General features: G+C 73.5%; 21 protein-coding genes. 7 read left to right on the top strand and 14 right to left on the bottom strand.

Annotation, left to right across the window (positions count from 1 at the left end; genetic code table 11):
* Nucleotides 1-51 precede the first annotated feature (51 nt).
* The 3 genes from ACSJD1_RS16095 to ACSJD1_RS16085 all read left to right on the top strand — a co-directional run bounded on the left by ACSJD1_RS16095 (nt 52) and on the right by ACSJD1_RS16085 (nt 2,574).
* On the top strand, nt 52-969 hold the full coding sequence (locus tag ACSJD1_RS16095; RefSeq protein WP_438856297.1) for a hypothetical protein: 918 nt from the start codon (nt 52-54) through the stop codon (nt 967-969).
* Between the two features lie 86 nt (nt 970-1,055).
* Nucleotides 1,056-2,153: an NAD(P)-binding domain-containing protein gene (locus tag ACSJD1_RS16090; protein ID WP_438856296.1), complete on the top strand. Its 1,098-nt coding sequence runs from the start codon at nt 1,056-1,058 to the stop codon at nt 2,151-2,153.
* 52 nt (nt 2,154-2,205) lie between these two features.
* The gene (locus ACSJD1_RS16085; RefSeq protein WP_438856295.1) at nt 2,206-2,574 is read left to right on the top strand and encodes a DUF488 domain-containing protein; all 369 of its coding nucleotides are present in this window, start codon (nt 2,206-2,208) and stop codon (nt 2,572-2,574) included.
* Nucleotides 2,575-2,759: 185 nt separating this feature from the next.
* On the opposite strand, the gene ACSJD1_RS16080 is transcribed toward ACSJD1_RS16085, so the two are convergent.
* Nucleotides 2,760-3,761 (bottom strand): NAD(P)-dependent alcohol dehydrogenase, encoded by a 1,002-nt coding sequence (locus tag ACSJD1_RS16080; protein ID WP_438856294.1) that lies wholly within the window; start codon nt 3,759-3,761, stop codon nt 2,760-2,762.
* A 136-nt stretch (nt 3,762-3,897) separates the two neighbouring features.
* Here ACSJD1_RS16080 and ACSJD1_RS16075 point away from each other — a divergent pair, with 136 nt between their 5' ends.
* Entirely contained in the window at nt 3,898-4,365 is a 468-nt protein-coding gene (locus ACSJD1_RS16075; RefSeq protein ID WP_438856293.1) for a hypothetical protein, read from the top strand.
* A gap of 64 nt (nt 4,366-4,429) precedes the next feature.
* Here the strand turns inward: ACSJD1_RS16075 and ACSJD1_RS16070 are convergent, their stop codons facing one another.
* Nucleotides 4,430-5,275, bottom strand: a complete 846-nt coding sequence (locus tag ACSJD1_RS16070; protein ID WP_438856292.1) for a CPBP family glutamic-type intramembrane protease — start codon at nt 5,273-5,275, stop codon at nt 4,430-4,432.
* Between the two features lie 115 nt (nt 5,276-5,390).
* On the opposite strand from ACSJD1_RS16070, the gene ACSJD1_RS16065 reads away from it, so the two are divergent.
* Complete coding sequence (locus tag ACSJD1_RS16065; protein ID WP_438856401.1) at nt 5,391-6,554, top strand: M4 family metallopeptidase; 1,164 nt, start codon at nt 5,391-5,393, stop codon at nt 6,552-6,554.
* A 10-nt stretch (nt 6,555-6,564) separates the two neighbouring features.
* Nucleotides 6,565-6,987, top strand: coding sequence for a protealysin inhibitor emfourin (locus ACSJD1_RS16060; protein WP_438856291.1), 423 nt, complete (start codon nt 6,565-6,567; stop codon nt 6,985-6,987).
* Here ACSJD1_RS16060 and ACSJD1_RS16055 read toward each other — a convergent pair.
* From ACSJD1_RS16055 to ACSJD1_RS16000, 12 genes are all read right to left on the bottom strand, one after another.
* Nucleotides 6,956-7,684, bottom strand: a complete 729-nt coding sequence (locus ACSJD1_RS16055; RefSeq protein ID WP_438856290.1) for a lysoplasmalogenase — start codon at nt 7,682-7,684, stop codon at nt 6,956-6,958. The two genes, ACSJD1_RS16060 and ACSJD1_RS16055, sit on opposite strands and share 32 nt — an antisense overlap.
* Nucleotides 7,685-7,782: 98 nt before the next feature.
* Nucleotides 7,783-8,616 (bottom strand): anti-sigma factor, encoded by an 834-nt coding sequence (locus ACSJD1_RS16050; RefSeq protein ID WP_438856289.1) that lies wholly within the window; start codon nt 8,614-8,616, stop codon nt 7,783-7,785.
* Nucleotides 8,597-9,265 (bottom strand): RNA polymerase sigma factor, encoded by a 669-nt coding sequence (locus ACSJD1_RS16045; protein ID WP_438856400.1) that lies wholly within the window; start codon nt 9,263-9,265, stop codon nt 8,597-8,599. The genes ACSJD1_RS16050 and ACSJD1_RS16045 overlap by 20 nt, the downstream gene beginning before the upstream one ends.
* A gap of 45 nt (nt 9,266-9,310) precedes the next feature.
* Complete coding sequence (locus ACSJD1_RS16040) at nt 9,311-10,012, bottom strand: class F sortase (RefSeq protein ID WP_438856288.1); 702 nt, start codon at nt 10,010-10,012, stop codon at nt 9,311-9,313.
* A 5-nt stretch (nt 10,013-10,017) separates the two neighbouring features.
* Nucleotides 10,018-10,851: a DUF4397 domain-containing protein gene (locus tag ACSJD1_RS16035; RefSeq protein WP_438856287.1), complete on the bottom strand. Its 834-nt coding sequence runs from the start codon at nt 10,849-10,851 to the stop codon at nt 10,018-10,020.
* A gap of 206 nt (nt 10,852-11,057) precedes the next feature.
* Nucleotides 11,058-11,426 (bottom strand): FKBP-type peptidyl-prolyl cis-trans isomerase, encoded by a 369-nt coding sequence (locus ACSJD1_RS16030; protein ID WP_438856286.1) that lies wholly within the window; start codon nt 11,424-11,426, stop codon nt 11,058-11,060.
* Nucleotides 11,427-11,721: 295 nt separating this feature from the next.
* Complete coding sequence (locus ACSJD1_RS16025) at nt 11,722-12,141, bottom strand: DUF779 domain-containing protein (protein ID WP_438856285.1); 420 nt, start codon at nt 12,139-12,141, stop codon at nt 11,722-11,724.
* Between the two features lie 13 nt (nt 12,142-12,154).
* The gene (exaC, locus tag ACSJD1_RS16020; RefSeq protein ID WP_438856284.1) at nt 12,155-13,678 is read right to left on the bottom strand and encodes an acetaldehyde dehydrogenase ExaC; all 1,524 of its coding nucleotides are present in this window, start codon (nt 13,676-13,678) and stop codon (nt 12,155-12,157) included.
* 137 nt (nt 13,679-13,815) lie between these two features.
* Nucleotides 13,816-15,129, bottom strand: coding sequence for a GAF domain-containing protein (locus tag ACSJD1_RS16015; protein WP_438856283.1), 1,314 nt, complete (start codon nt 15,127-15,129; stop codon nt 13,816-13,818).
* A 69-nt stretch (nt 15,130-15,198) separates the two neighbouring features.
* A complete protein-coding gene (locus tag ACSJD1_RS16010; protein WP_438856282.1) occupies nt 15,199-15,954 on the bottom strand; it encodes an outer membrane protein assembly factor BamB family protein in 756 nt (251 codons plus the stop codon).
* Between the two features lie 80 nt (nt 15,955-16,034).
* On the bottom strand, nt 16,035-17,222 hold the full coding sequence (locus tag ACSJD1_RS16005; protein ID WP_438856281.1) for a PrsW family intramembrane metalloprotease: 1,188 nt from the start codon (nt 17,220-17,222) through the stop codon (nt 16,035-16,037).
* Nucleotides 17,223-17,231: 9 nt separating this feature from the next.
* A complete protein-coding gene (locus ACSJD1_RS16000; RefSeq protein WP_438856280.1) occupies nt 17,232-18,719 on the bottom strand; it encodes an FAD-binding oxidoreductase in 1,488 nt (495 codons plus the stop codon).
* A 74-nt stretch (nt 18,720-18,793) separates the two neighbouring features.
* Between ACSJD1_RS16000 and ACSJD1_RS15995 the strand changes: the two genes are divergently transcribed.
* On the top strand, nt 18,794-20,362 hold the full coding sequence (locus tag ACSJD1_RS15995; RefSeq protein ID WP_438856279.1) for an AlkA N-terminal domain-containing protein: 1,569 nt from the start codon (nt 18,794-18,796) through the stop codon (nt 20,360-20,362).
* The last annotated feature ends 9 nt before the right edge of the window (nt 20,363-20,371 follow it).

Here is a 20,371-nt window from a genome sequence, read left to right as displayed (position 1 = left end):
GGGCGTCGAGGCATCCTCAGGTCTAGAGTGAGGCTGACGGGAAGCTCGAGCATGGCCACGCAGGACGACCGCGCAGCGCTCGAGGCGTGGGTCTACTCCCGCGCCGGAGCCGCCGACCCGCGGGTGGAGCGCGTCGACCCGGTGAGCGGGCGGACGGTGCTCGTCAGCGACAGCGAGTGGCGACTGCTCGAACTCGATCGCGCATCCGGCCCGGCAGCGCCGTCCACCGAGTCCCACGTGGGCGGCGAGGAATCCGGATCGAGGGGCGGGTCGTCGCGTGAGGCGGCGTCGAACAGGCCGGCGCCGGCCATCGCGACGCCACCGCGCGACGACCGCGCCGGCGTCCATCGGCGTCGTCGCGCGTGGGTCGCGACCATCGTGGTCGTGGGATCGCTCGCCGCAGCCGGTGCGATCGCGCTCGCGCTCGCTCCGGCTCCGGCACTCGCACCGGCTCCGGCTCCGACGACGTCCGACGACCTGCCTGCTCCGGGAACTGTCGAGCCCTCGGTGACGGTCCAGGTGGTTCCGGCGGCACCGCCCGCCGGCGGCGCGATCGCCGGGACCGCCGACCGTGTACGCGGCCTCGGCACCATGGCCGCCTTCCACGATCCGGACCTCGTGCCGGAGGTGCGCGACGGCCTGCTCGACGCGGCCTACCCATCCGCTCGCGCGGCCATCGTCCTCGACGCGGACGGACCGATCGCGGGCGTCGCGGTCTACGCGATCTCCACCCCGGATCGGGTCGGCTGCCTGGTCGCCCGCATCGGGAGCGCCGGCATGGCGGCGAAGTGCACGGCGCTCCGCATGCTCGCCACCGACGGACTCGTGCTCCGGACGCGGGTACCCGTCGGACTCGTGGCCGGCGGGGTGCCCGGCGACGGCCTCGCCGCGGACGGCATCGACACCGACCTGCTCGTCGCCGAGTGGCACGCGGACGGGACGTTCCTGGTCGCACGTGCGCCGGACTGAGCGGGATCGCAGCGCACGTCGCCCGCCCGACGCGGCGGAATACCTGGGCGGCCCGCGTGGTTCCGGCAAGCGTGGATGCAGTGCCCGTGGACGACGTAGAGGTGGATGTCGCCGTGATCGGCGCCGGGCAGGCCGGTCTCTCGGCCGCCCATCACCTCCGTCGGCGCGGCTTCGTGCCCGCCGGGCTCGACCCCGCCGCCGCCGACACGTTCGTCGTGCTCGACGCGAACCCCGATCCCGGCGGGGCGTGGCAGCACCGCTGGGCGTCGCTGCGCATGGGAACGGTGAACGGCATCCACGCGTTGCCCGGTCACCCCGTGCCTCCGGCCGACCCGTCGGCGCCGAGCCGCGAGGTGCTGCCGCCCTACTTCGCCGAGTACGAGCGCCGGTTCGACCTCGACGTGCAGCGCCCGGTCGGCGTGCGCGCCGTGCGCCGCGACGACGACGACCCGCACGGCCGTCTCCTCGTCGAGACCGATCGCGGCACCTGGGCGGCACGGTACGTCATCAATGCGACCGGGACGTGGACGCGTCCGTTCCGGCCGTACTACCCCGGAATCGGGCGCTTCCGCGGCCGGCAGCTGCACGTCGCCGACTACGTCTCGGCCGACGAGTTCGCCGGTCGACGCGTGATCATCGTGGGCGCGGGCGTCTCGGCCGTGCAACTGCTGGATGAGATCTCGCACGTCGCCGAGACGACCTGGATGACCCGGCGCGAGCCGAACTGGATCGACGACGACTTCGACCTGCCCGCCCGCACCGCGGCGATCGCCGGCGTCGAGGCGCGGGTCCGCGAGGGCCTCCCTCCCCGGAGCGTCATCGCGGTGACCGGCATGCACTGGACACCGTGGGCGCGCGCCGCCGAGGCGCGCGGCGTGCTGGTGCGGCATCCGATGTTCGCCTCGATCGAGGAGGACGGCGTGCGCATGCCCGACGGATCGTTCCGCCCGGCCGACGTCATCCTCTGGGCCACCGGGTTCCGGCCGGCGCTCGACCACCTCGCGCCGCTCGGCCTTCGGACCCGCGACGGCGGCTTCCGCGTCGCCGACACCCGATCGCTCGACGACCCGCGGCTCTTCCTCATCGGCTACGGACCGTCGCAGTCGACCGTCGGCGCGAACCGCGCCGGGCGGGCGGTCGTCCAGCAGATCATGCTGGAGCGCAGGCCGGCGGTCGCGGCCTAGTCGGCGCATGCCCGCCGTTGCCCAGGTGACCGCGCGGGAGGACACTGGCCGCATGGTCATCGTGATCAAGCGCATCCACGACGCCCCCGAGGCATCCGACGGCGTCAGGGTCCTCGTCGACCGACTGTGGCCGCGCGGGATCTCGAAGGAACGCGCCGAGCTCGACGACTGGGCGAAGGATGCCGCGCCCTCCCCCGAACTGCGCACCGAGTGGCACCACGCCGACGCCGATCGGTTCGACGAGTACGCCGCGCGCTACCGGGCCGAGCTCGACGGGAATCCGGCGGCGCGCGCACTGCTGGGACTGGCCGGCGAACACGAGCGCGTGACGCTGCTGTACGGCGCGCGCGATGCGGTGCGCAACCATGCCGCGGTGCTGCGCGACTGGCTCGGCGAGCACGGAGCCGACATCGAGCGCTGAGGCGGATGGCTCCGGGGCCGTGCCGAGCGATCGGTCGGGTGGTCGCGCCGTCCCGTACTCGGTACGCCGTGCAGGAATACAGACGCGACCAGCGTCTTCGATGCGGGACCGATGTCGGTGGGTCCACCGCTCCTCGGTGGTCGGCGTCAGCCACGCGGGTCGCGGCGCGCCATCGCCGACCCGAGCTACGGCGCGATCACGAGCTTGCCCCGCACCGACCCCGCCCCGATGCGCGCGAGCGCCTCGGGCACGCGCTCGAGCGGCAGCACCTCCTCGATCACCGGGGCGAGCGCACCGGATGCCACGAGCTCGCCGAGTTCGTCGAGGCCGCCGTTCGGCGTCGCCGCGAGCAGCCGGAACGTGCGGCCCTCGGCATCCGGGCGCCCGGCCGTCGCCGCGATCCGGGCGATCGCCCGCAGGCGCCCGCCGACGATGACGAACCGTCCGCTGGGCCGCAGCGCGCGACGGTAGTCGGCGAGCGGACGACCCGCGATGAGGTCGATGATCACGTCGAATCGCCCGGAAGGCGGTTCGACCCCCTCGGCGAACAGTCGGTCCGCGTCATCCGCCTCGACCGCCTCGGTCGCGCCCACGTCGCGAACCAGGTCGAGCTTCGCGGCCCGATCGACCCCGACGATCTCGCCCGCCCCGAGGTGCCGAGCGAGCAGCACGGCGATCGTGCCCGCACCTCCCCCGGCCCCGATGATGAGCACGCGCTCACCCGCACGCAGCGCCGCCACGTCGACGAGCGCCTGCCAGGCCAGCCCGCCCGCCTGCGGGATCGCCGCCGCAGCGACGGGATCGATGCCTGCGGGGCGGCGGCGGAGCGCCGCGGCATCCGTCGCGACGAACTCGGCGAACCCGCCCCAGCCCGCCGCAGAGAGATCGCCCCAGACCCCGTCGCCGACGGCGAACCCGGCTGCGTCGCCGCCACGCCCGACCGGGCCACCGGGCCCGATCCCGACGACCTCGCCCGAGACATCCGCCCCCAGCACCGGATGCGCCGGCCGCCACGGCGCGACGATGCGCGACAGCACCCCGCCTCGGAGCAGGTCCCAGTCCCACGAGTTGACCGACGATGCGACGACCTTCACGAGCACCTGCCCGGGCCCGGGCAGCGGGGCGGGTGCGTCGACCAGCCGCAGCCGCTCGGGCCCGCCGTACCGCTCGTACCGCACCGCGCGCATGGCGCGATCCTATCCGCCGGGCAGGCTGCCGGGACCGCGAGGGCGCGGACGACCGAGTCCGGGACGGCGACGGTGGGAAGCGGACGTGCGACCATGGAATTCGAGTGGTCCGGAGCGAGCCGGAGGTCGCGATCCGATGGCGGACATCCCACGACGAAGCGACGAGCGAACGGGCGTTCCGCCGCGCCTGCTCACGGCGGCGGTGCTCGCGATCGGAGCGGTCGCGCTCGCGATCGCCGCGATCATCGCCACGGGTGAGACCACGTCGCGCGCGATCACCTCGACCTCCCCGGTCGCGGCGACCGTGGTCGGCGAGTACACGGAGGAGCGCCTCGTCGCCGACCGGCGGGGAAGCCGCTTCGCGCCGTTCCGGTACGTCGTCGTCGAACTGCCCGATGGGACCACCGCCGACGTGCGCAGCGACGACCTCGCGGTCGGGGCGGATGCCGCGCTCTATCGCAGCGCCGCCGGTGACGTGTTCGAGACGCCGCCCGACGCCCCCGGTCCGCTCGAGTGGGCGGTGTGCGCGTCCGCCGTCGCCGGCGCGATGGCGCTCGGAGCGGGCTCGGTGCGCGCCGTCGCACCGTCGCGGCGGCGGGCATGAGCCGGTTCGGGCAGCCTCGCCGCGTCATCCGTCATCGGCGCACGGGCCCGAACCGGCAGGCGCACTACCCGGCAGGTACCAGCGGGAAGATCGCCGGCCAGCCGTTGTGCGCGTACACGATCACGCAGAACACGATCGCGTCGAACAGCAGGTGCACGACGAGCACGTACGTCAGGGACTTGGTGAGCTTGAACGTGTAGCCCTGGATCAGGACGAACGGGATCGTCAGCAGCGGACCCCACGACTGGTAGCCCAGCTCCCAGAGGAACGAGACGAAGACGATCGCCTGCAGCAGGTTCGCCTGCCACGTCGGGAAGTGCCGTCGCAGCAGCGCGAACACGGTGCAGATGAAGAACAGCTCGTCCCACGTGCCGACGGCGTTCACGCCGACGAAGAGGCGCGCGATCTCGTTCGGCTCGGTCACGGTCGGCCAGTTCTGGTAGACGCCCGAGGTGATGAAGTAGAACGGCAGGATGAGCCAGCCGGCGAAGGTCACGAAGATCAGGTAGAGCCACTGCGTGCGCGTCCACCGCCGGCCCGTGCGCCATGGGAAGCGGATGGTCCGCTCGCGGTAGAGGAACCGCGAGATCGCGAACGGCACCACGACCGCCGCGCCCAGCACGACCGTGAAGCGCAGCATCGCCTCGTCCGAGAGCTGCGCCTCGAGCGACATGGTCGAGATGATCGCCTGCCCGATCGCGATGAGCGCCAGGTCGGGCAGCAGTCGCTCCGTCCGGCCGGACCGGTCGACGAGCCATGCCACGAACAGGCCGACGACGAGCATCGCGTACCCCGGCAGGCGCAACTGGAACCCGAACAGCAGCACCGCGGCCGAGCACACGAGTACGGCAGGGACGAGTGCGATCGGGTGGGTGCGCACCTCGGAGGGGGCGGCGGCGACAGCGGTCACCCCTCCAGCTTCGCACGGGGCGCCGACGCGGACACGGCGGATGCCGCGCTCCGCGGTCCTCGGCGGGGCATCACGCCCTGTCGGCGGCGCGTGCCAGCATCGACGCATGACCCGGATGCCGCAGCCGCCCGCTCCCCGCGACCCCCGCGCCATCGTGTCCGCCCGCGCCCGTGCTCGCGCCGGCATCGTGCCGCCGTACCTGCTCCTGCGGATCGCCGCCGCCGAAGAGCACTACGACGTCGCGGCCGACGCCGCCCGCCGCTCGCTGCTGCGCGACGAGCCGATGCGCGAACTCCGCACCGAGGGCGCGCATCCCGGCCTGCTCCCGCACGAGCACACGCGGTCGACGACGCTCGAGGCCCAGGCCGAGACGGCACCGGGCGAGTACTCCGAGGCCGCGGTCGCCGAGCCCGCGCCCGACCGTCGCATCTCCGATGCCGAGGGCGCCGAGTCGCTGCCCGGCCGGCTGGCGCGCACCGAGGGTCGTCCGCCGACGGGCGACGCGGCCGTCGACCAGGCGTACGACGGCCTCGGCGAGGTCTGGGCGCTCTTCGAGCGGGTCTACGGGCGCGACGCGATCGACGGCGAGGGTGCGCCGCTCGAGGCGACCGTGCACTTCGGCGACCGTTACGACAACGCCTTCTGGGATGGCGAGCGCATGGTGTTCGGCGACGGCGACGGCGAGGTGTTCCGCGGATTCACGCAGTCGATCTCGGTCATCGGGCACGAGCTCGCGCACGGAGTCACCGAGCTGACCGCTCGCCTGCGCTACCGGGGCCAGTCGGGCGCGCTCAACGAGCACGTCTCCGACGTGTTCGGCGCGCTCACCGAGCAGTACGCGATGGGTCAGGATGCCGACGCGGCGAGCTGGCTCATCGGCGAGGGCGTCTTCACCGAGCTCGTGCAGGGTCGCGCGCTGCGCTCGATGCTCGAACCCGGCACCGCCTACGACGACGACGTGCTCGGCCGCGACCCGCAACCCGCGCACATGCGCGACTACATCGAGACGGACGCCGACAACGGCGGCGTCCACCTGAACTCCGGCATCCCCAACCGCGCGTTCGCACTCGCAGCCGTCGAACTCGGGGGGTTCGCGTGGGAGCACGTCGGCCGCATCTGGTACGACGCCCTCACGGGCGGCACCCTGAGGCCGAACGACGGGTTCGCGGAGTTCGCCGCGGCCACGCTCGGGGCAGCCCGTGAACGGTACGGCGAAGGCTCACGCGAGGTCCTGGCCGTGGCGAACGGGTGGAGCGCCGTCGGGATCGAAGCGGAGTAGCATCCGGAGCATGGAGGTCGAGGTCGTCCGCAGCGGAGGGCTCGCCGGGCTGCGGCTCACGTGGACCGTCGAGGTCGAGGACCAGCCCGACCCCGAGGAGTGGGTGCTCCTCGTCGAGCGCCTGCCCTGGAGCGAGACGCCGCCCGGACCGCCCGAGCCGGACCGGTACACCTACCGGATCCGGTGCGAGCCGCACGAGGCGACGCTCGCCGAACGCCAGGTCACCGGACCGTGGCGCGACCTGGTGGATCGGGTCAGGGACGTCGCCGAGCCCGAGCGCAGGCGACCGGATGCCGGGGGGCGGTCCATGCCCGCGCCTACGCCCGCGCCTACGCCCGCGCCTGCACCCGCGCCGGCGCCATCGCTCGCGCCGGCGCGCGAGCCGGGGTCGGAGCCCGCGGCTACCGAGCCGGAGCGCCGATCCGACGCGTGAGCACGCCGAACGCGATGAGGCCCTGCGCGGCCAGGTAGGTCGACATCACGACGAGGTCGTGCGCCGCGAACTCGTAGCCGGGCACGAACCGCCCGAGCGCGAGCACCGAGTCGGAGACCACGAAGAGCGCTCCGCCGAGCGCCACGGCCCCGCCGAGGCCGCCCGCCAGCGCGGCCATCGTGCCGAGCACCGCACCGTAGACCGCGACCGGCACGAGGAGCCCGCCGAGGCCGGGCGCGAGGAGGGCCAGGAACGCCGCGAACCAGACGACGTACGCGAACGTCCACCACGGCAGCCGGCGACCGGCCGCAGGCAGCCGTGCGAACAGCACCACGTACGCGACGTGCGCGGCGAGGAACGACAGCAGGCCGGCCACGAACCATCCGTCGCCAGAACCGGTCAGCAGGGCATCGCCGCCCCATGACAGGACGAGCGCTGCGATGAGCAGCCACGTCGTCGCGACCTCGCGCGGACGCGCGACGAGCACCACGACGATCAACGCGGGCATGAGCAGCAGCTTCGTCGCCGTGACGGCGGCGCCGTCGAACCCTCCGATGAGCACGACGAGGTGGACGAGGCTCAGCACCGCGAATCCCCCGAAGGCGACGAGCAGGTGTCGGCGGTCGGCCCGCGCGAGCGGTGCTGGTGGGGGCGCGGCCTGATCACGCACGGGCGAGCCGGGGAGGGCAGGGGTCACGTCGTCGTGCCTCTCGGGAACGTGGATCGGGTCCCACGCAATCTACCGGCTCGCGCGGCATCGCCCCGCACTGCACCGACCCGGCACCCGCCCGAGCCTCACGCCGCCCTGAGCTCGCCGCGGACGATCGAATCGCCCGAGTGCGCGGGATCGCCGTCGACCGGTTCGGCCGAGACGTCCACCAGCGAGTACTCGTCGAGGTCGATGCCTGCCGGGACGCTGAGACGAACCGAGTCGCCGTCCATCAGGCCGAGGCTGACGAGACCCGAGGCGTCGGAGCGGATGAGCCACACCTCGCGCACCTCGCCGGCGGGGACGTCGGCGTCGAGATCGACGAGGAGCGTGCGCTCGCCCGACGGGTCCTCCTCGACCGTGGCCGAACCGACGGCGTCCCACCCCGGGAAGGCGTCGAGTTCGGCGTTCGCGAGCACGGTCGCGGCGTCGGAATCCCCGCCGGCCCCGCCGATCGAGACCCCGATGCCGATGCCCGCGAGGAGCCCGACGACGGCGGCCGCCGCGGCGATCGGCCACCAGCGCCGCCGACGCGCGCGCCCACCCCCCGTCGCGATGCCGGGTGTGCGCGGGCGACTCGGTGCGACGTGCCGTTCCGTGCCCACCGCCGTCCGCGCATCGGCGGCGGTGCCGGGCGCCTCGGCCGATTCCGCCGGTGCGGGCGGGTCCGCCGGTGCGAGCGGGTCCCCGGCGAGCTCCGGCGCGAGGCCGAGTTCGCCGTGGATGCGCTCCCAGACGGCCGAGGGCGGTGACTCGAGCTCGTCGCCGAGACCCTCGCGCCCGAGCTCGACGGTTCGCGCGAGCGTCGCGTACTCGGCCGCGCACGCCGCGCAGGCCTCGAGGTGGGCGAGGATCGCGACGTCGGGCTCGCCGCCGTCGAGGGCCAGCACGGCGAGCTCCTCAGGCTCGATGTGGTCCATCCTCCACCTCCCATCGTGATCTGAGCCGCTGCAGGCTTCGTCGGACATGGCTCTTGACGGTGCCGATCGGCAGGTCCATCGCCTCGGCGATCTGCGAATGGCTGAGCTGGTCGTAGAACGCGAGGTGCATGACCCGCCGCGGCACCGGTTCGAGCCGGCCGAGCTCCTCGGCGACCATGGCACGCTCGGCGAAGTCGTCGTCGATGTCATCGGCGGCGACGGATGCCTCGGCCACGAGGCTCTCCTGCAGGCGCCGGACGCGAGCGCGCGCCTCGTGCGCGTCGGCGATGCGGTGCTTGGTGATGCCGACGATCCAGGCACTGAGCGTCGAGCGCGAGGGATCGAAGGTGGCCCGCCCGCGCCACGCCGCGAGGTAGACCTGCTGGGTCACGTCCTCGGCGTCGGTGCGATCGCCGAGCGAGCGCAGGGCGAGGCGGAACACGAGCGGCGACCAACGCGAATAGGCCTCGCGGAGCGCACGCTCGTCGCCCGCGGAGAACTGCTCCGCGAGGGCTCGGTCGTCGAGGGTGTCGAAGGCGATCGGGCTCACCGTGCGGCGCTCATCCCTTCGTCGGCTCTGGCGGGACCGCACGTCGACCATGACGAGCGGCGGCGCCGCGATCGTCGACTGCGGCGTGGGCATCAGCATATCGAGCACCCCCTCCTGGCTCCTCGTTCTGCACGGACTCTTCGGTCAACTCGGCACTGCGGTGACGACGAGATTGCTGAGGTATCGCCGGGCGTCGTAGTCGAACGCACCGCCGCATGTGACGAGCGTCAACCGCGGCGGACCGGAACGGTCGAACGCCGCGTCCCAGTCCACGGCGGCCTTCTCGGTGACCTGAAGCGACTCGACGGAGTACGCGTGACGCGTCCCAGCGGCATCCGTCACGATCACCGCGGTCCCGGGCGCCGCGTCCTTCAGCCTCGCGAAGGGCAACACGTCGTACTGCAGGGAATCGACGTGCGCCGCGATGACCGTCGAACCGGCGTCCGAGGCGGGTCCCGGACCCCACCGGTACCAGGCCGCGAGCGACGGGTCGTCGAAGAGGCCCATGGTTCCGTCGGCTCCGAGTCCGACCGGCTCGATCGACATGTCGATGCCGAGGTCCGGGACCTCGATCCGGACCGGTGCCGGTGGTGCGGGCGCCCGATTCGCCTCGAGGGACGCCGAGCGCCGCGGGATCTCGGGAACCGCGGATGCCTGACCGGCCGCGGCCGGCCGGGCGCCGAGCCCGTCGGACGGAGCCGGAACTGGCGTCGTGGCGGTCGACGGAGCGGGGCCGCGGTCGTCGCCGTCGCCGGGCGCCATGGTGCACCCGACGAGCAGCGCCAGAACGGCGGCGGCCGCGACCGGGGACCCGAACACCCCGGCCGCGACCGCCTTCCCCCGCATGATGATCAGCGCTCGGCCTTCGCCGACGCGGCCTTGCGAACCGCACCGGCGGCGATCGCGATCACCGAGAGCGCCGCGATGCCCGCGGCCGCCCAGAGCCCGAACACGCGCTCGGGTGCGTTCGTCGCGACGAGTCCGGCAGCCCCCGCCGGAACCCCGTCGGGGCTCGAGTGCATCCCGGTCACGGTCTGCACCGCGAGTGCGAGCGTGTCGTCCTCGAGGCTCCCCCATGCGTAGGCGATCGTCAGCGTGCCCTCCGCGACGTCGACCGGAGCCGGCCCGAGGACCGGGTCGGTCGTGCCCGCGGCGGCGACCGACGCCTCGACGGTGCCCGCGGGCAGGTCGAGCGACTGCTCGTCGGGGTTCGCGAGGTCCGTGATCACGGCCTCGCCTCCGGCGAGGACGTCCACGGCAGGTGCCGCGGCGACGTGGCGCACCGTCAGCCGGCCCTCGCCGGCCGCGATCTCCGAGACGTCGTTGGTGAACAGGTTCGCGGTCGGGTTGCCCTCGGCATCGAGGTTCGCGACGGCCGTGTAGTTCCCGCCCGCCTCGAGCGGCAGGTCGATCGGGCCGATCACGGGCTCCGAGGCATCCGCGGCGTCGGCCGCCGTGATCGCGACCGAGTAGGTGCCCGCGGCCAGCTCCAACGGGCCGGCCAGGTCGCCCGGCTCGAAGTCGTCGAGTGTCAGCTCGTCGTTCACGTACACGTCGACGGTGAGGCCGGGCACCCCGTGCAGCACGGAGAGCATGGCCGCATCCTCGGCTGCTGTCGCCGGCGCGAGCCCGCCGAGTGCGACGAGCGCTCCGGCGCCGAGGCCGGCGGCGATGAACTTCTTCATGGTGTCCTCCTGGTCGTTCCCGCGGTGCGCGGGGCGGATCTTGCCTGACACCACTTCCTTCCGGATGAGCGGGCCGATCGGATGCACATGCATGCAAGATCTCCCCTGATCGCGTGCGCCGACCGGGTTCGGGACCATGCGGAGACGGCGAGGGCCGGCGCCCCATGCGGGTGCGCCGGCCCTCGCCGGATGCGGTGGTGCTCGGGTCAGCTGACGCCGAGCAGGTCGATCACGAAGATCAGGGTCTTGCCCGAGAGCGGGTGCCCGCCGGCGGTGCCGTAGGCCTGCTGCGGCGGGACGGTGAGCTTGCGGCGTCCGCCGACCTTCATGCCGGGGATGCCCTCCTGCCAGCCGGCGATGAGTGCCTGCAGCGGGAAGTTGATCGACTGGCCGCGGCTCCACGACGAGTCGAACTCCTCGCCCGAGTCGTACTCGACGCCGAGGTAGTGCACGTCGACCGTCGAGCCGGGTGCCGCCTCCGGGCCGTCGCCCACGACGATGTCCTCGATGACGAGGTCGACGGGAGCCGGACCCTCGGGAGCCTCGACCTCGGGCTTGCTGTTCGTATCAGTCATGCGTCCATCCAAACGGATGCCGCCTGCGCGTTCAATCCGGGACACCCGTCCATGCGGGTCTTGTGCTGACGGCGAACACGTTGCAGTCTGTAGCCCTAGAGAGCTCGTCGCCCCGGAGTGCTGTCGGCTGAGGCCACACCGCGGGGCGACGAGTTTCTTCGTGTACGGCGGCCCTGGCCGCCGCGACGAGGAAGGGGCAGGCGGCGGAAACGCCGCCCCGCGGCATGGAGTCTGCGGCTCGTTTCGGCTGCGGTGATGGCCGGCGCCCGGAGCCGACACGGACGCCGGCCGCCGCTCACTCCTCCATGAGCCGCGAGCGGATGAGGAAGCGCACGCCGTCCGGCGCCTCGAGCGAGAACCCGCTCCCCCGGCCCGGCACCACGTCGACGGTGAGGTGCGTGTGGCGCCAGTACTGGAACTGCTCGGCCGACATCCAGAACGGCACGACGCGTCCCGACCCGAGGTCGAGTTCGCCGAGCAGCACGTCGGCCGCACTCGTGACGAAGTCGTCGGCCGGGTAGCACATCGGTGCGCTGCCGTCGCAGCAGCCGCCGGACTGGTGGAACATGAGCGGCCCGTGCTTCGACCACAGTGTCGCGAGCAGGACGCTCGCCGCGGGCGTGAGCTCCACCCGCGGCGAGACGTCCCCCGGCACCGTGACCGATGCGACCACGCGTGCGGCGAGCGCCGCGACATCCGTCGTCTCGATCGTCATGGCCGGATCCCGATCAGAAGTACCCGAGCGGGTTCTCGCTGTAGCTGACGAGGAGGTTCTTCGTCTGCTGGTAGTGCGAGAGGGCTTCCTTGTTGTTCTCACGGCCGATGCCGGAGGACTTGTACCCGCCGAACGCCGCACCCGCGGGATACGCGTGGTAGTTGTTCACCCAGACGCGACCGGCCTCGATGTCGCGGCCGGCCCGGTAGGCCTCGTTGCCATTGCGGCTCCAGACGCCCGCGCCCAGGCCGTAGAGCGTGTCGTTGGCGATGCGGATGGCGTCGTCGTAGTCGCTGAAGCTCGTGACGGCGACGACCGGCCCGAAGATCTCCTCCTGGAAGAGCCGCATGCGGTTCTCGCCCTCGAAGATCGTCGGCGCGACGTAGTAGCCCTCGCTGAGGTCGCCGCCGAGGTCGACGCGCTCGCCGCCGAGGAGCAGTTTCGCGCCCTCCTTCTTGCCGATGTCGATGTAGCTCAGGATCTTCTCGAGCTGGTCGTTGGACGCCTGCGCGCCGACCTGCGTCTCGGTGTCGAGCGGGTTGCCCTGGCGAGCGAGCTTCGTGCGCTCGATGGCGTCGTCGAGGAAGGTGTCGTAGATCGACTTCTGGATGAGCGAGCGGCTCGGGCAGGTGCAGACCTCGCCCTGGTTGAACGCGAACAGGCTGAAGCCCTCGAGCGCCTTGTCGTAGAACGCGTCGCGTCGGTCGGCGACCGACTCGAAGACGATGTTCGGGCTCTTGCCTCCGAGCTCGACGGTCGAGGGGATGATGTTCGCCGACGCGTACTGCAGGATGAGCCGGCCCGTCGTGGTCTCGCCGGTGAACGCGATCTTGCGGATTCGGTTCGACGACGCGAGCGGCTTGCCGGCCTCGACGCCGAAGCCGTTGACGACATTGAGGACGCCCGCCGGCAGCAGGTCGGCGATGAGCTCGACCAGCACCAGGATCGACACGGGCGTCTGCTCGGCGGGCTTCAGCACGACCGCGTTGCCCGCGGCGAGCGCCGGCGCGAGCTTCCACACGGCCATGAGCAGCGGGAAGTTCCACGGGATGATCTGGCCGACGACGCCGAGCGGCTCGTCGAAGTGGTAGGCGACGGTGTCCTCGTCGAGTTGCGTGAAGCTGCCCTCCTGCGCGCGGATGAGGCTCGCGAAGTACCGGAAGTGGTCGCTCGCGAGCGGCAGGTCGGCGTTCAGGGGCTCGCGGATCGACTTGCCGTTGTCCCAGGTCTCGGCGACCGCGAGGAGCTCGAGGTTCGCATCGATGCGGTCGGCGATGGCGTTCAGGATGGCGGCGCGGTGCGCGGTGCTCGTGCGGCCCCACGCCGGGGCGGCCCGATGCGCCGCGTCGAGCGCGGCCTCGATGTCGGCGGCCGTGCCGCGGGCGACCTCCGCGAACGGCTTGCCGTTCACCGGCGAGATGTCGTCGAAGTAGGCGCCCTCGACGGGCTTCACCCACTCGCCGCCGATGAAGTGCTCGTAGCGCGGCTTGAACTGGATCAGTGCGCCGGCGGTGCCGGGCGCGGCGTACACGGTCATCGTGTCTCCTCGTGACGTCGTCGTCATGCCCTCGGAGTGGGGCGATCGTCACGGTACGAGCGCGCGCGTTGCGTCCCGGTTGCCCGGGGGTTGCAGCAGCGTTGCACTGCGGTCGACGGATGCCTCCGGCTCGCGCGTCAGCGGAGCGCCGCGTCGATGCGCTCGAGGTGCGCGACCACCGAAGCACGCCGCGGCGAACGCGGAGGCAGCACCTCGAGGAGCGCGCGCCAGACCCCGGCGTCGTAGCGGTGCTCGTCGCGCTCGGCGAACTCCGCGAGCAGCTCGGGCGATGCGTCGGCGATCATCGATTCGCGCAGACGGCTCGCGAGCTCGTCGCGGAGCTCGACGATGCCCGGGGCGACCGAGGCGGGAAGGAGCGGCCCGGGGTACTGCTCGAGCGCCCGGCGCAGGGATCCCTGCCCGACGAGTCGGGCGACACGCGCGGCATCGACGTCGAGCTCGCGCCCGAGGCGGTACGGGCGCGACTCCGGCGGCGGTTCGCCCGCCGCCTCGAGCACGCGGCGCAGGCGCGTCATCTCGGCACGCAGCGTGACCGGCGACGGGTCGCCCTCGTAGACGAGCGCGGCGAGGCGCTCCGCGCCGATGCCGTTCCGGTGCCATGCGAGCAGGGTCAGGATCTCGGCGTGCCGTGGGCTGAGCTCGTGGGCGCCGAGGCGGGGGCGCCGCTCGCCGAGCACCTCGAGCGACGTGCGCTCGACGGGCAGCGCACGCATGCGGGAGCGGCGGATGGTGCTGCGCACCGTCGTCTCGAGGCTGGCGATGCGCAACTCGGCCTCGACCGCCGCCACGGTCGCCGACACGAGCGAGAGGGCGTGCGGCGCGACGGCGAGGTCGGTCCCCGTGATGTCGATGACGCCGAGGAGCGCTCCGGTCTCGGGGTCGTGCACCGGCGCCGCCGTGCAGCTCCAGGGGTGCACGATGCGGTTGAAGTGCTCGGCGCCGCGGATCTGCACCGCGCGGTCGAGCGCGAGCGCCGTGCCCGGCGCGCTGGTGCCGATGGTGCCCTCCGACCAGTCGGCACCGGCGACGAAGAGCATGTCCTCGGCCCGTCGACGCAGGTAGGGATCGCCCTCGACCCAGAGGAGGCGGCCGTCGGCGTCGCCGACCGCGACGACGAGCCCGCTCTCGTCCGCGCCGTCGACGAGCAGGCGGCGGATCACGGGCATGACCGGGGCGAGCGCGTGGGACGCGCGGTACTCGCGGAAGGCGTCCTCGTCGAGGCCCATGCCGGGCAGCGCGCGGTCCGGGTCGATCGAACCGCGGATGGCCCGCTCCCACGAGGCTCGGACGACCGGTCTCAGGCTGAGCGGCACGATGCCCGTCGCGAGCGCGTCCTCCTGGGCGCGCAGCAGTCGATCGCGCAGGGAGCCGTCACCGCTCCCTCGCGGATCGTGCTGCGGCACGGGCATGCCGTCTCCGATCGCCGTCAATGCGGAACGGGGCCATCATAGTCGTCCGCTCCGGGCGTGCGGGGAGCGCGACACCGAAGACGGCGGGGGTCAGTCGACGGCCACGAGTACGCCGCCGGCGATCGCGGCGTACGCCCGCGACTTCTCGGCGGCGACGCCGAAGACCGCCGATCCCGACCCGACGTCGGTGACCCACCGCAGGGCTCCGGTCGCGGCGTCCATGGCCGTCACCCCACCCGTCGAGGTGCCCGCGACGACCACGTCCTTCCCGAACGCCACGCCCGAGACCTCCACCGGCGAGCCCGCTCCCCCCGTGAGGTCGCTCGCCCAGAGCAGCAGGCCCGTGGCAGCGTCGAACGCGACGACCACGCCCGTCGAGGTCCCCACCGCGACCGTCGACTTGTCGGCCGCGACCGAGGTCACCGCGAGGTCGGTCCCCAGCACGCCGGCGACATCGGTCGCCCATCGCACCAGCCCCGTCGCGGCATCCATCGCCGTCACCCCACCCGTCGAGGTGCCCGCGACGACCACGTCCTTCCCCGACGCCACGCCCGAGACCTCCACCGGCGAGCCCGCTCCCCCCGTGAGATCGCTCGCCCAGAGCAGCAGGCCCGTGGCGGCATCGGCCGCGACGACGACCCCGGTGGTCGTTCCGGCGAACGCCGCATCCTTGCCCGCGGCGACGGAGGTCGCGTCCAGGCCGGTCCCGACCACCGATGCAAGGTCGGTGGCCCAGGTGACCGTGCCGTTCGACGGCGGCGCCGCGACGGCTGGGCCGACGCCGAGTCCTGCGATGAGGATCACCGCTGCACCGGTCGTCGTCGCGAGCGCGCGTGTGAGCAGCATGGGCGGGACCTCCAGGTCGAAGGCACGGCGCCCCAGACGCGTCGCACGCTACACCCGGACGTGGGGCGCGGCAATGGCGATCAGCCGGAGATCGCCCGCCGGTCGCGCGCGACGGCCTCGAGCAGGGCGCGCTCGTCGGCGTGCCGGCCCACGTCGGCCCGGCCGGTCGCGATGATGTTCCGGGTGAACGCCAGGCGCGTGGCGTCCGCGATGAACCGCCGGACCTGCTCGGTGCGCGGCGGTTGCTGCGCGCGAGCCCACGCGAGCGCGGCCCGTCGCCCCGGCCACGTCGAGAGGCCGTCGACCTCGTCCTGGCTGAACCATCCGGCGGCCGCGTACTCCGTCAGCCGCCTGCGGGTCACGCGCTGCTCCTCGCGCCTGAGGAGCACGGTCACCACGATCGCGGCGATGAAGATCGGCACCTGCACGGTGAAGTAGAGCGCGAAGGCGTCGGCGAAGGCGAGCGAGCCGTTCCAGAACGCGTGCAGCAGGATGGCGGCGACGAGGCCGACCAGGAACCACGCGACGACGCCGGCCCCGCGACCGCGCCGGGCGGCGAAGCCGATGGTGACGCCGGTGCATGCCGTGAACAGCACGTGCGCGAACGGCGAGAAGAGCCCGCGGATGATGAATGTCGTGCCCAGCTCGCCCGCGCCGCCCTCGATCAGCGCGACGCCGAAGTAGAGGATGTTCTCGGTGAAGGCGAACCCGGCGGCGACGGTCGCGCCGTAGACGAGGCCGTCGACCGGACCGTCGAAGTGCGACCGGGCGAGCAGGAAGATGAGCAGCACGCCGACGCCCTTCGCGAGCTCCTCGACGATCGGTGCCTGCACGACGGCCTGCAGTGCCTCGTCCGCGGTCGCGCCGTCGGGCGAGCTGAAGGCGGCGAAGAGCTGCACGCCGAGGTCGACGATGAGCGCGATCGCGACCGACACCGCGGCGCCCCAGAGGAACGCGAGCCACAGCGCCCAGCGCGGCTCGGGCTCCCAGCGGTCGATCCAGCGGACCGCGAACAGGACGATGGCGAGCGGCACCAATGCGACGAGCGTGCCGACGGCGACGACGGAGGCGCCGAGCGCGACCGCCAGGTAGCCCGCCACGAGCAGCGCGACGAGGCCCGCCGCGGCGATGAGCACGACGATCGCGGCACCCGCGCCCGTGCCGGTGCGCGTGCGCCCGGGCACCGCGGTCGCGAAGGCGGGGTCCCCGGGGGTCGGTCCGACCGGGTTCGGGGACGCGTACGGGTCGGGCGGCGGCGTCAGGCTCACGCGGGAAGCCTAGCGATGACCTCCCACGCCGGGTGGGAACATCACGCCCGGGTTCAGGATGCCCGCCGGGTCGAACACGGCCTTGATCCGGCGTTGGAGGTCGACCGACGCGTCGCCGAGCTCCTCCGCGAGCCAGCGGCGCTTCAGCACCCCGACCCCGTGCTCGCCCGTCAGGGTGCCGCCGAGCCGCACCGCGGCGCGGAACAGCTCGTCGGCGGCGGTCCAGACGTGCTCGGGCACCTCGTCGCCCTCGAACACGAAGTTCGGGTGCAGGTTGCCGTCGCCCGCGTGCGCGAGCGTCGGGATCTCGACGCCGTAGTGCGCGCCGATCCGCGCGATCTCGCGGAACATCTCGGGCAGCTTCGATCGCGGCACCACGACGTCCTCGATGAGGACGTTGCCGCGCGATGCGAGGGCCGGGTGCATCGCTCGACGGATGTCGAGGAGGCGCTCGCCCGTCGCGGCATCCGTCGACCGCTCGACCCGCCCACCCGCCTCGCCGAACACGCGGGCGATGACGTCCGCCTCGGCCGCGGCATCCCCCGCATCGCACTGCGCGAGGAGGAAGGTCTCGCCCGGGGCGAAGTCGGCGAGCGGCGTGCCGAGGAGCGCGTCGGCGCCGAGGTGCTCGGCGACGCGCGCGAGCCCGACGGGGTCGATGAGCTCGAGGATGGCCGGGCGCACCCGGGCGGCGGCGACGCCTCCGACGGCGACGCCCGCCGACTCGACGTCGGGGAAGGCCGCGGCGACCGTCTCGATCGCCCCGTGCACGATCGGGCGCAGGCGCAGGGTCGCCTCGACGATCACGCCGAGCGTGCCCTCCGAGCCGGTGAGGAGCGCGGTCAGGTCGTAGCCCGTCACGCCCTTGACGGTCCGGTGGCCGGTGCGCAGGAGCGAGCCGTCGGCGAGCACCACGGCGAGCCCCAGCACGCTCTCGCGGGTCACGCCGTACTTCGCGCACAGCAGCCCGCCGGCGTTCGTGGCGATGTTGCCGCCGATCGACGAGATGGCGCGGCTGGCGGGGTCGGGCGCGAACCAGAGCCCGCGCTCCCGGGCGGCGCGGTCGAGGTCGCCGTTCAGCACCCCGGGTTCGACGACCGCGAGCTCGTCGACGTCGTCGATCTCGAGGATCCGGTCCATCTGCGAGAGGTCGAGCACGATCGACCCGCGGCTCGAGATCGCGCCGCCGGCGAGGCCGGTGCCCGCTCCCCGCGGGACGACGGGGGTGCCGGTGGCGCTCGCGATGCGCATGAGCCGCTGCACGTCATCGACCGACGTCGCGCGCACCAGGGCTGCAGGGGGCGCGTCGCTGCGCCATCCGGAGCGGTCCTCGCGCACCGCCTCGAGCTCGGGCCCGTCGAAGGCGACCCGGTCGGCGAACGCCTCCGCGAGGCGCGCGCGCAGGTCGGCCGTCGACTCCTCGGGTGCCGCGTCAGCGGGCCGGGGCACGTCGGTCGGCACGGGCGCGTCGGTGGGCGGGGGCGCGTCGGTGGGCATGGGCTCCAGCGTACCGACGCAGCGATGTCCGATTTCCGCTATGCAAGGTCGGCGGCGGATGCGACGCTGGAAGCGTGACCCCCACCGCTACCGCCGACCCGCTCGCCGACCCCGTCTTCGCCGAGCGCTACCGGGCCATGCTCGCACGCGACGCCCGCTTCGACGGCCAGTTCATCACCGGCGTCCACTCGACGGGCATCTACTGCCGGCCGAGCTGCCCCGCAGCGCCGCCCAAGCCGCGCAACGTCACCTTCTACCGCACGGCCGCGGCCGCGCACGAGGCCGGCCTCCGCGCCTGCAAGCGGTGCCTGCCCGATGCCGTGCCGGGCTCACCGGAGTGGGACCTCGACGACGACCTGGCCGCGCGCGCGATGCGGCTCATCGCCGACGGCGTCGTCGAGCGCGAGGGCGTGCCGGGCCTCGCCGGGCGGCTCGGCTACACGCCCCGGCACCTCACCCGCGTGCTCACCGCCGAACTCGGCGCCGGCCCCCTCGCACTCGCGCGCGCGCACCGCGCGCAGACCGCCCGCGCCCTGCTCACGTCGACGTCGATGCGCGTCTCCGATGTCGCGTTCGCCGCCGGCTTCGGCAGCATCCGCCAGTTCAACGACACCGTGCGCGCGGTCTACGAGCGCAGCCCGCTCGAGCTCCGCGCGACCGCGCATGGCCGACGCGGCGGCCGGGTCGCGACCGCGACCGCATCGGCACCACTCGCCTCGACCGCCGCGACGGACGACTCGGGGTCGCCCGCGCCCGGCGACGCCGGCGTCGTCCGACTCCGCCTTCCCGCACGGCCGCCCTTCGACGCCGCGGGCGTGTTCGCATGGCTCGCGACCCGGGCGCTCGGCGGCGTCGAGAGCGCCGGCCCCGACCACTACGCGCGAGCGCTCGCGCTGCCGACCGGTCCCGCCCTCGTGCGCCTGGCCGCGGTCGGTGATGCAGCTGCGCTCGACGTCGAGGCGCACCTGTCGAGCCTCGCCGACCTCGCCCCGCTCGTCGCCCGGGTCCGGCGCCTCTTCGACCTCGACGCCGACGCAGAGGCGATCGATGCGGCGCTCGCCGGCGACCCGGTCCTCGCGCCGGCGGTCGCCGCGGTCCCGGGCATCCGCATGCCGGGCTGCCTCGATCCGCACGAACTCGTCGTGCGCGCACTCGTCGGCCAGCAGGTCTCGGTCGCCGCCGCCCGCACGGCGCTGACGCGGCTCGCCGCCGACCTCGGCGAACGCGTCGAGCTCGGCGGGGATGTCCGCACGCTCTTCCCCACGCCCTCGGCGATCGCCGCGCACGGCGCCGAGGTGCTGCGCGGCCCGGCCGCCCGCATCCGCACCATCGTCGACGTCTGCGGCCGGCTCGCCTCCGGCGACCTCGTCGTCGCGCCCGAGCGCGAGCGCGGCGAGCTGCGAGCCGAGCTCCTGGCCGTGCCGGGCATCGGCCCTTGGACGGCCGGGTACCTCGCGATGCGCGTGACCCGCGAACCCGACGAACTGCTCGTCTCCGATCTCGCCCTCCGGAACGGAGCCGAACGGATCGGCCTTCCGTCCGACCCGAAGGCGCTGGCCGCACGCGGTGCGGCCTGGGCACCGTGGCGCAGCTACGCCTCGATGCACCTCTGGCGGGTCGCGGCATCCGCGTTGTCGACATGACGGAGCCGC

This window comes from Agromyces excoecariae, from assembly GCF_051715505.1.
Classification (GTDB): Bacteria; Actinomycetota; Actinomycetes; order Actinomycetales; family Microbacteriaceae; genus Agromyces.
Note: the sequence above shows the minus strand (reverse complement) of the source record. Positions and strands in the feature narration are given on the sequence as shown.

What these genes read in the sequence shown, in the direction of transcription:
- ACSJD1_RS16080 (WP_438856294.1), bottom strand. Translation starts at nt 3,761, where the DNA reads ATGCGCGCGGTGCGGTACGAGCGGTACGGCGGGCCCGAGCGGCTGCGG.
- ACSJD1_RS16045 (WP_438856400.1), bottom strand. Translation starts at nt 9,265, where the DNA reads ATGCTGATGCCCACGCCGCAGTCGACGATCGCGGCGCCGCCGCTCGTC.
- ACSJD1_RS16030 (WP_438856286.1), bottom strand. Translation starts at nt 11,426, where the DNA reads ATGACTGATACGAACAGCAAGCCCGAGGTCGAGGCTCCCGAGGGTCCG.
- exaC (WP_438856284.1), bottom strand. Translation starts at nt 13,678, where the DNA reads ATGACCGTGTACGCCGCGCCCGGCACCGCCGGCGCACTGATCCAGTTC.
- ACSJD1_RS16010 (WP_438856282.1), bottom strand. Translation starts at nt 15,954, where the DNA reads ATGCTGCTCACACGCGCGCTCGCGACGACGACCGGTGCAGCGGTGATC.
- ACSJD1_RS16095 (WP_438856297.1), top strand. Translation starts at nt 52, where the DNA reads ATGGCCACGCAGGACGACCGCGCAGCGCTCGAGGCGTGGGTCTACTCC.
- ACSJD1_RS16025 (WP_438856285.1), bottom strand. Translation starts at nt 12,141, where the DNA reads ATGACGATCGAGACGACGGATGTCGCGGCGCTCGCCGCACGCGTGGTC.
- ACSJD1_RS16000 (WP_438856280.1), bottom strand. Translation starts at nt 18,719, where the DNA reads ATGCCCACCGACGCGCCCCCGCCCACCGACGCGCCCGTGCCGACCGAC.
- ACSJD1_RS16075 (WP_438856293.1), top strand. Translation starts at nt 3,898, where the DNA reads ATGGCGGACATCCCACGACGAAGCGACGAGCGAACGGGCGTTCCGCCG.
- ACSJD1_RS16035 (WP_438856287.1), bottom strand. Translation starts at nt 10,851, where the DNA reads ATGAAGAAGTTCATCGCCGCCGGCCTCGGCGCCGGAGCGCTCGTCGCA.
- ACSJD1_RS16085 (WP_438856295.1), top strand. Translation starts at nt 2,206, where the DNA reads ATGGTCATCGTGATCAAGCGCATCCACGACGCCCCCGAGGCATCCGAC.
- ACSJD1_RS16065 (WP_438856401.1), top strand. Translation starts at nt 5,391, where the DNA reads ATGCCGCAGCCGCCCGCTCCCCGCGACCCCCGCGCCATCGTGTCCGCC.
- ACSJD1_RS16040 (WP_438856288.1), bottom strand. Translation starts at nt 10,012, where the DNA reads ATGCGGGGGAAGGCGGTCGCGGCCGGGGTGTTCGGGTCCCCGGTCGCG.
- ACSJD1_RS16060 (WP_438856291.1), top strand. Translation starts at nt 6,565, where the DNA reads ATGGAGGTCGAGGTCGTCCGCAGCGGAGGGCTCGCCGGGCTGCGGCTC.
- ACSJD1_RS16050 (WP_438856289.1), bottom strand. Translation starts at nt 8,616, where the DNA reads ATGGACCACATCGAGCCTGAGGAGCTCGCCGTGCTGGCCCTCGACGGC.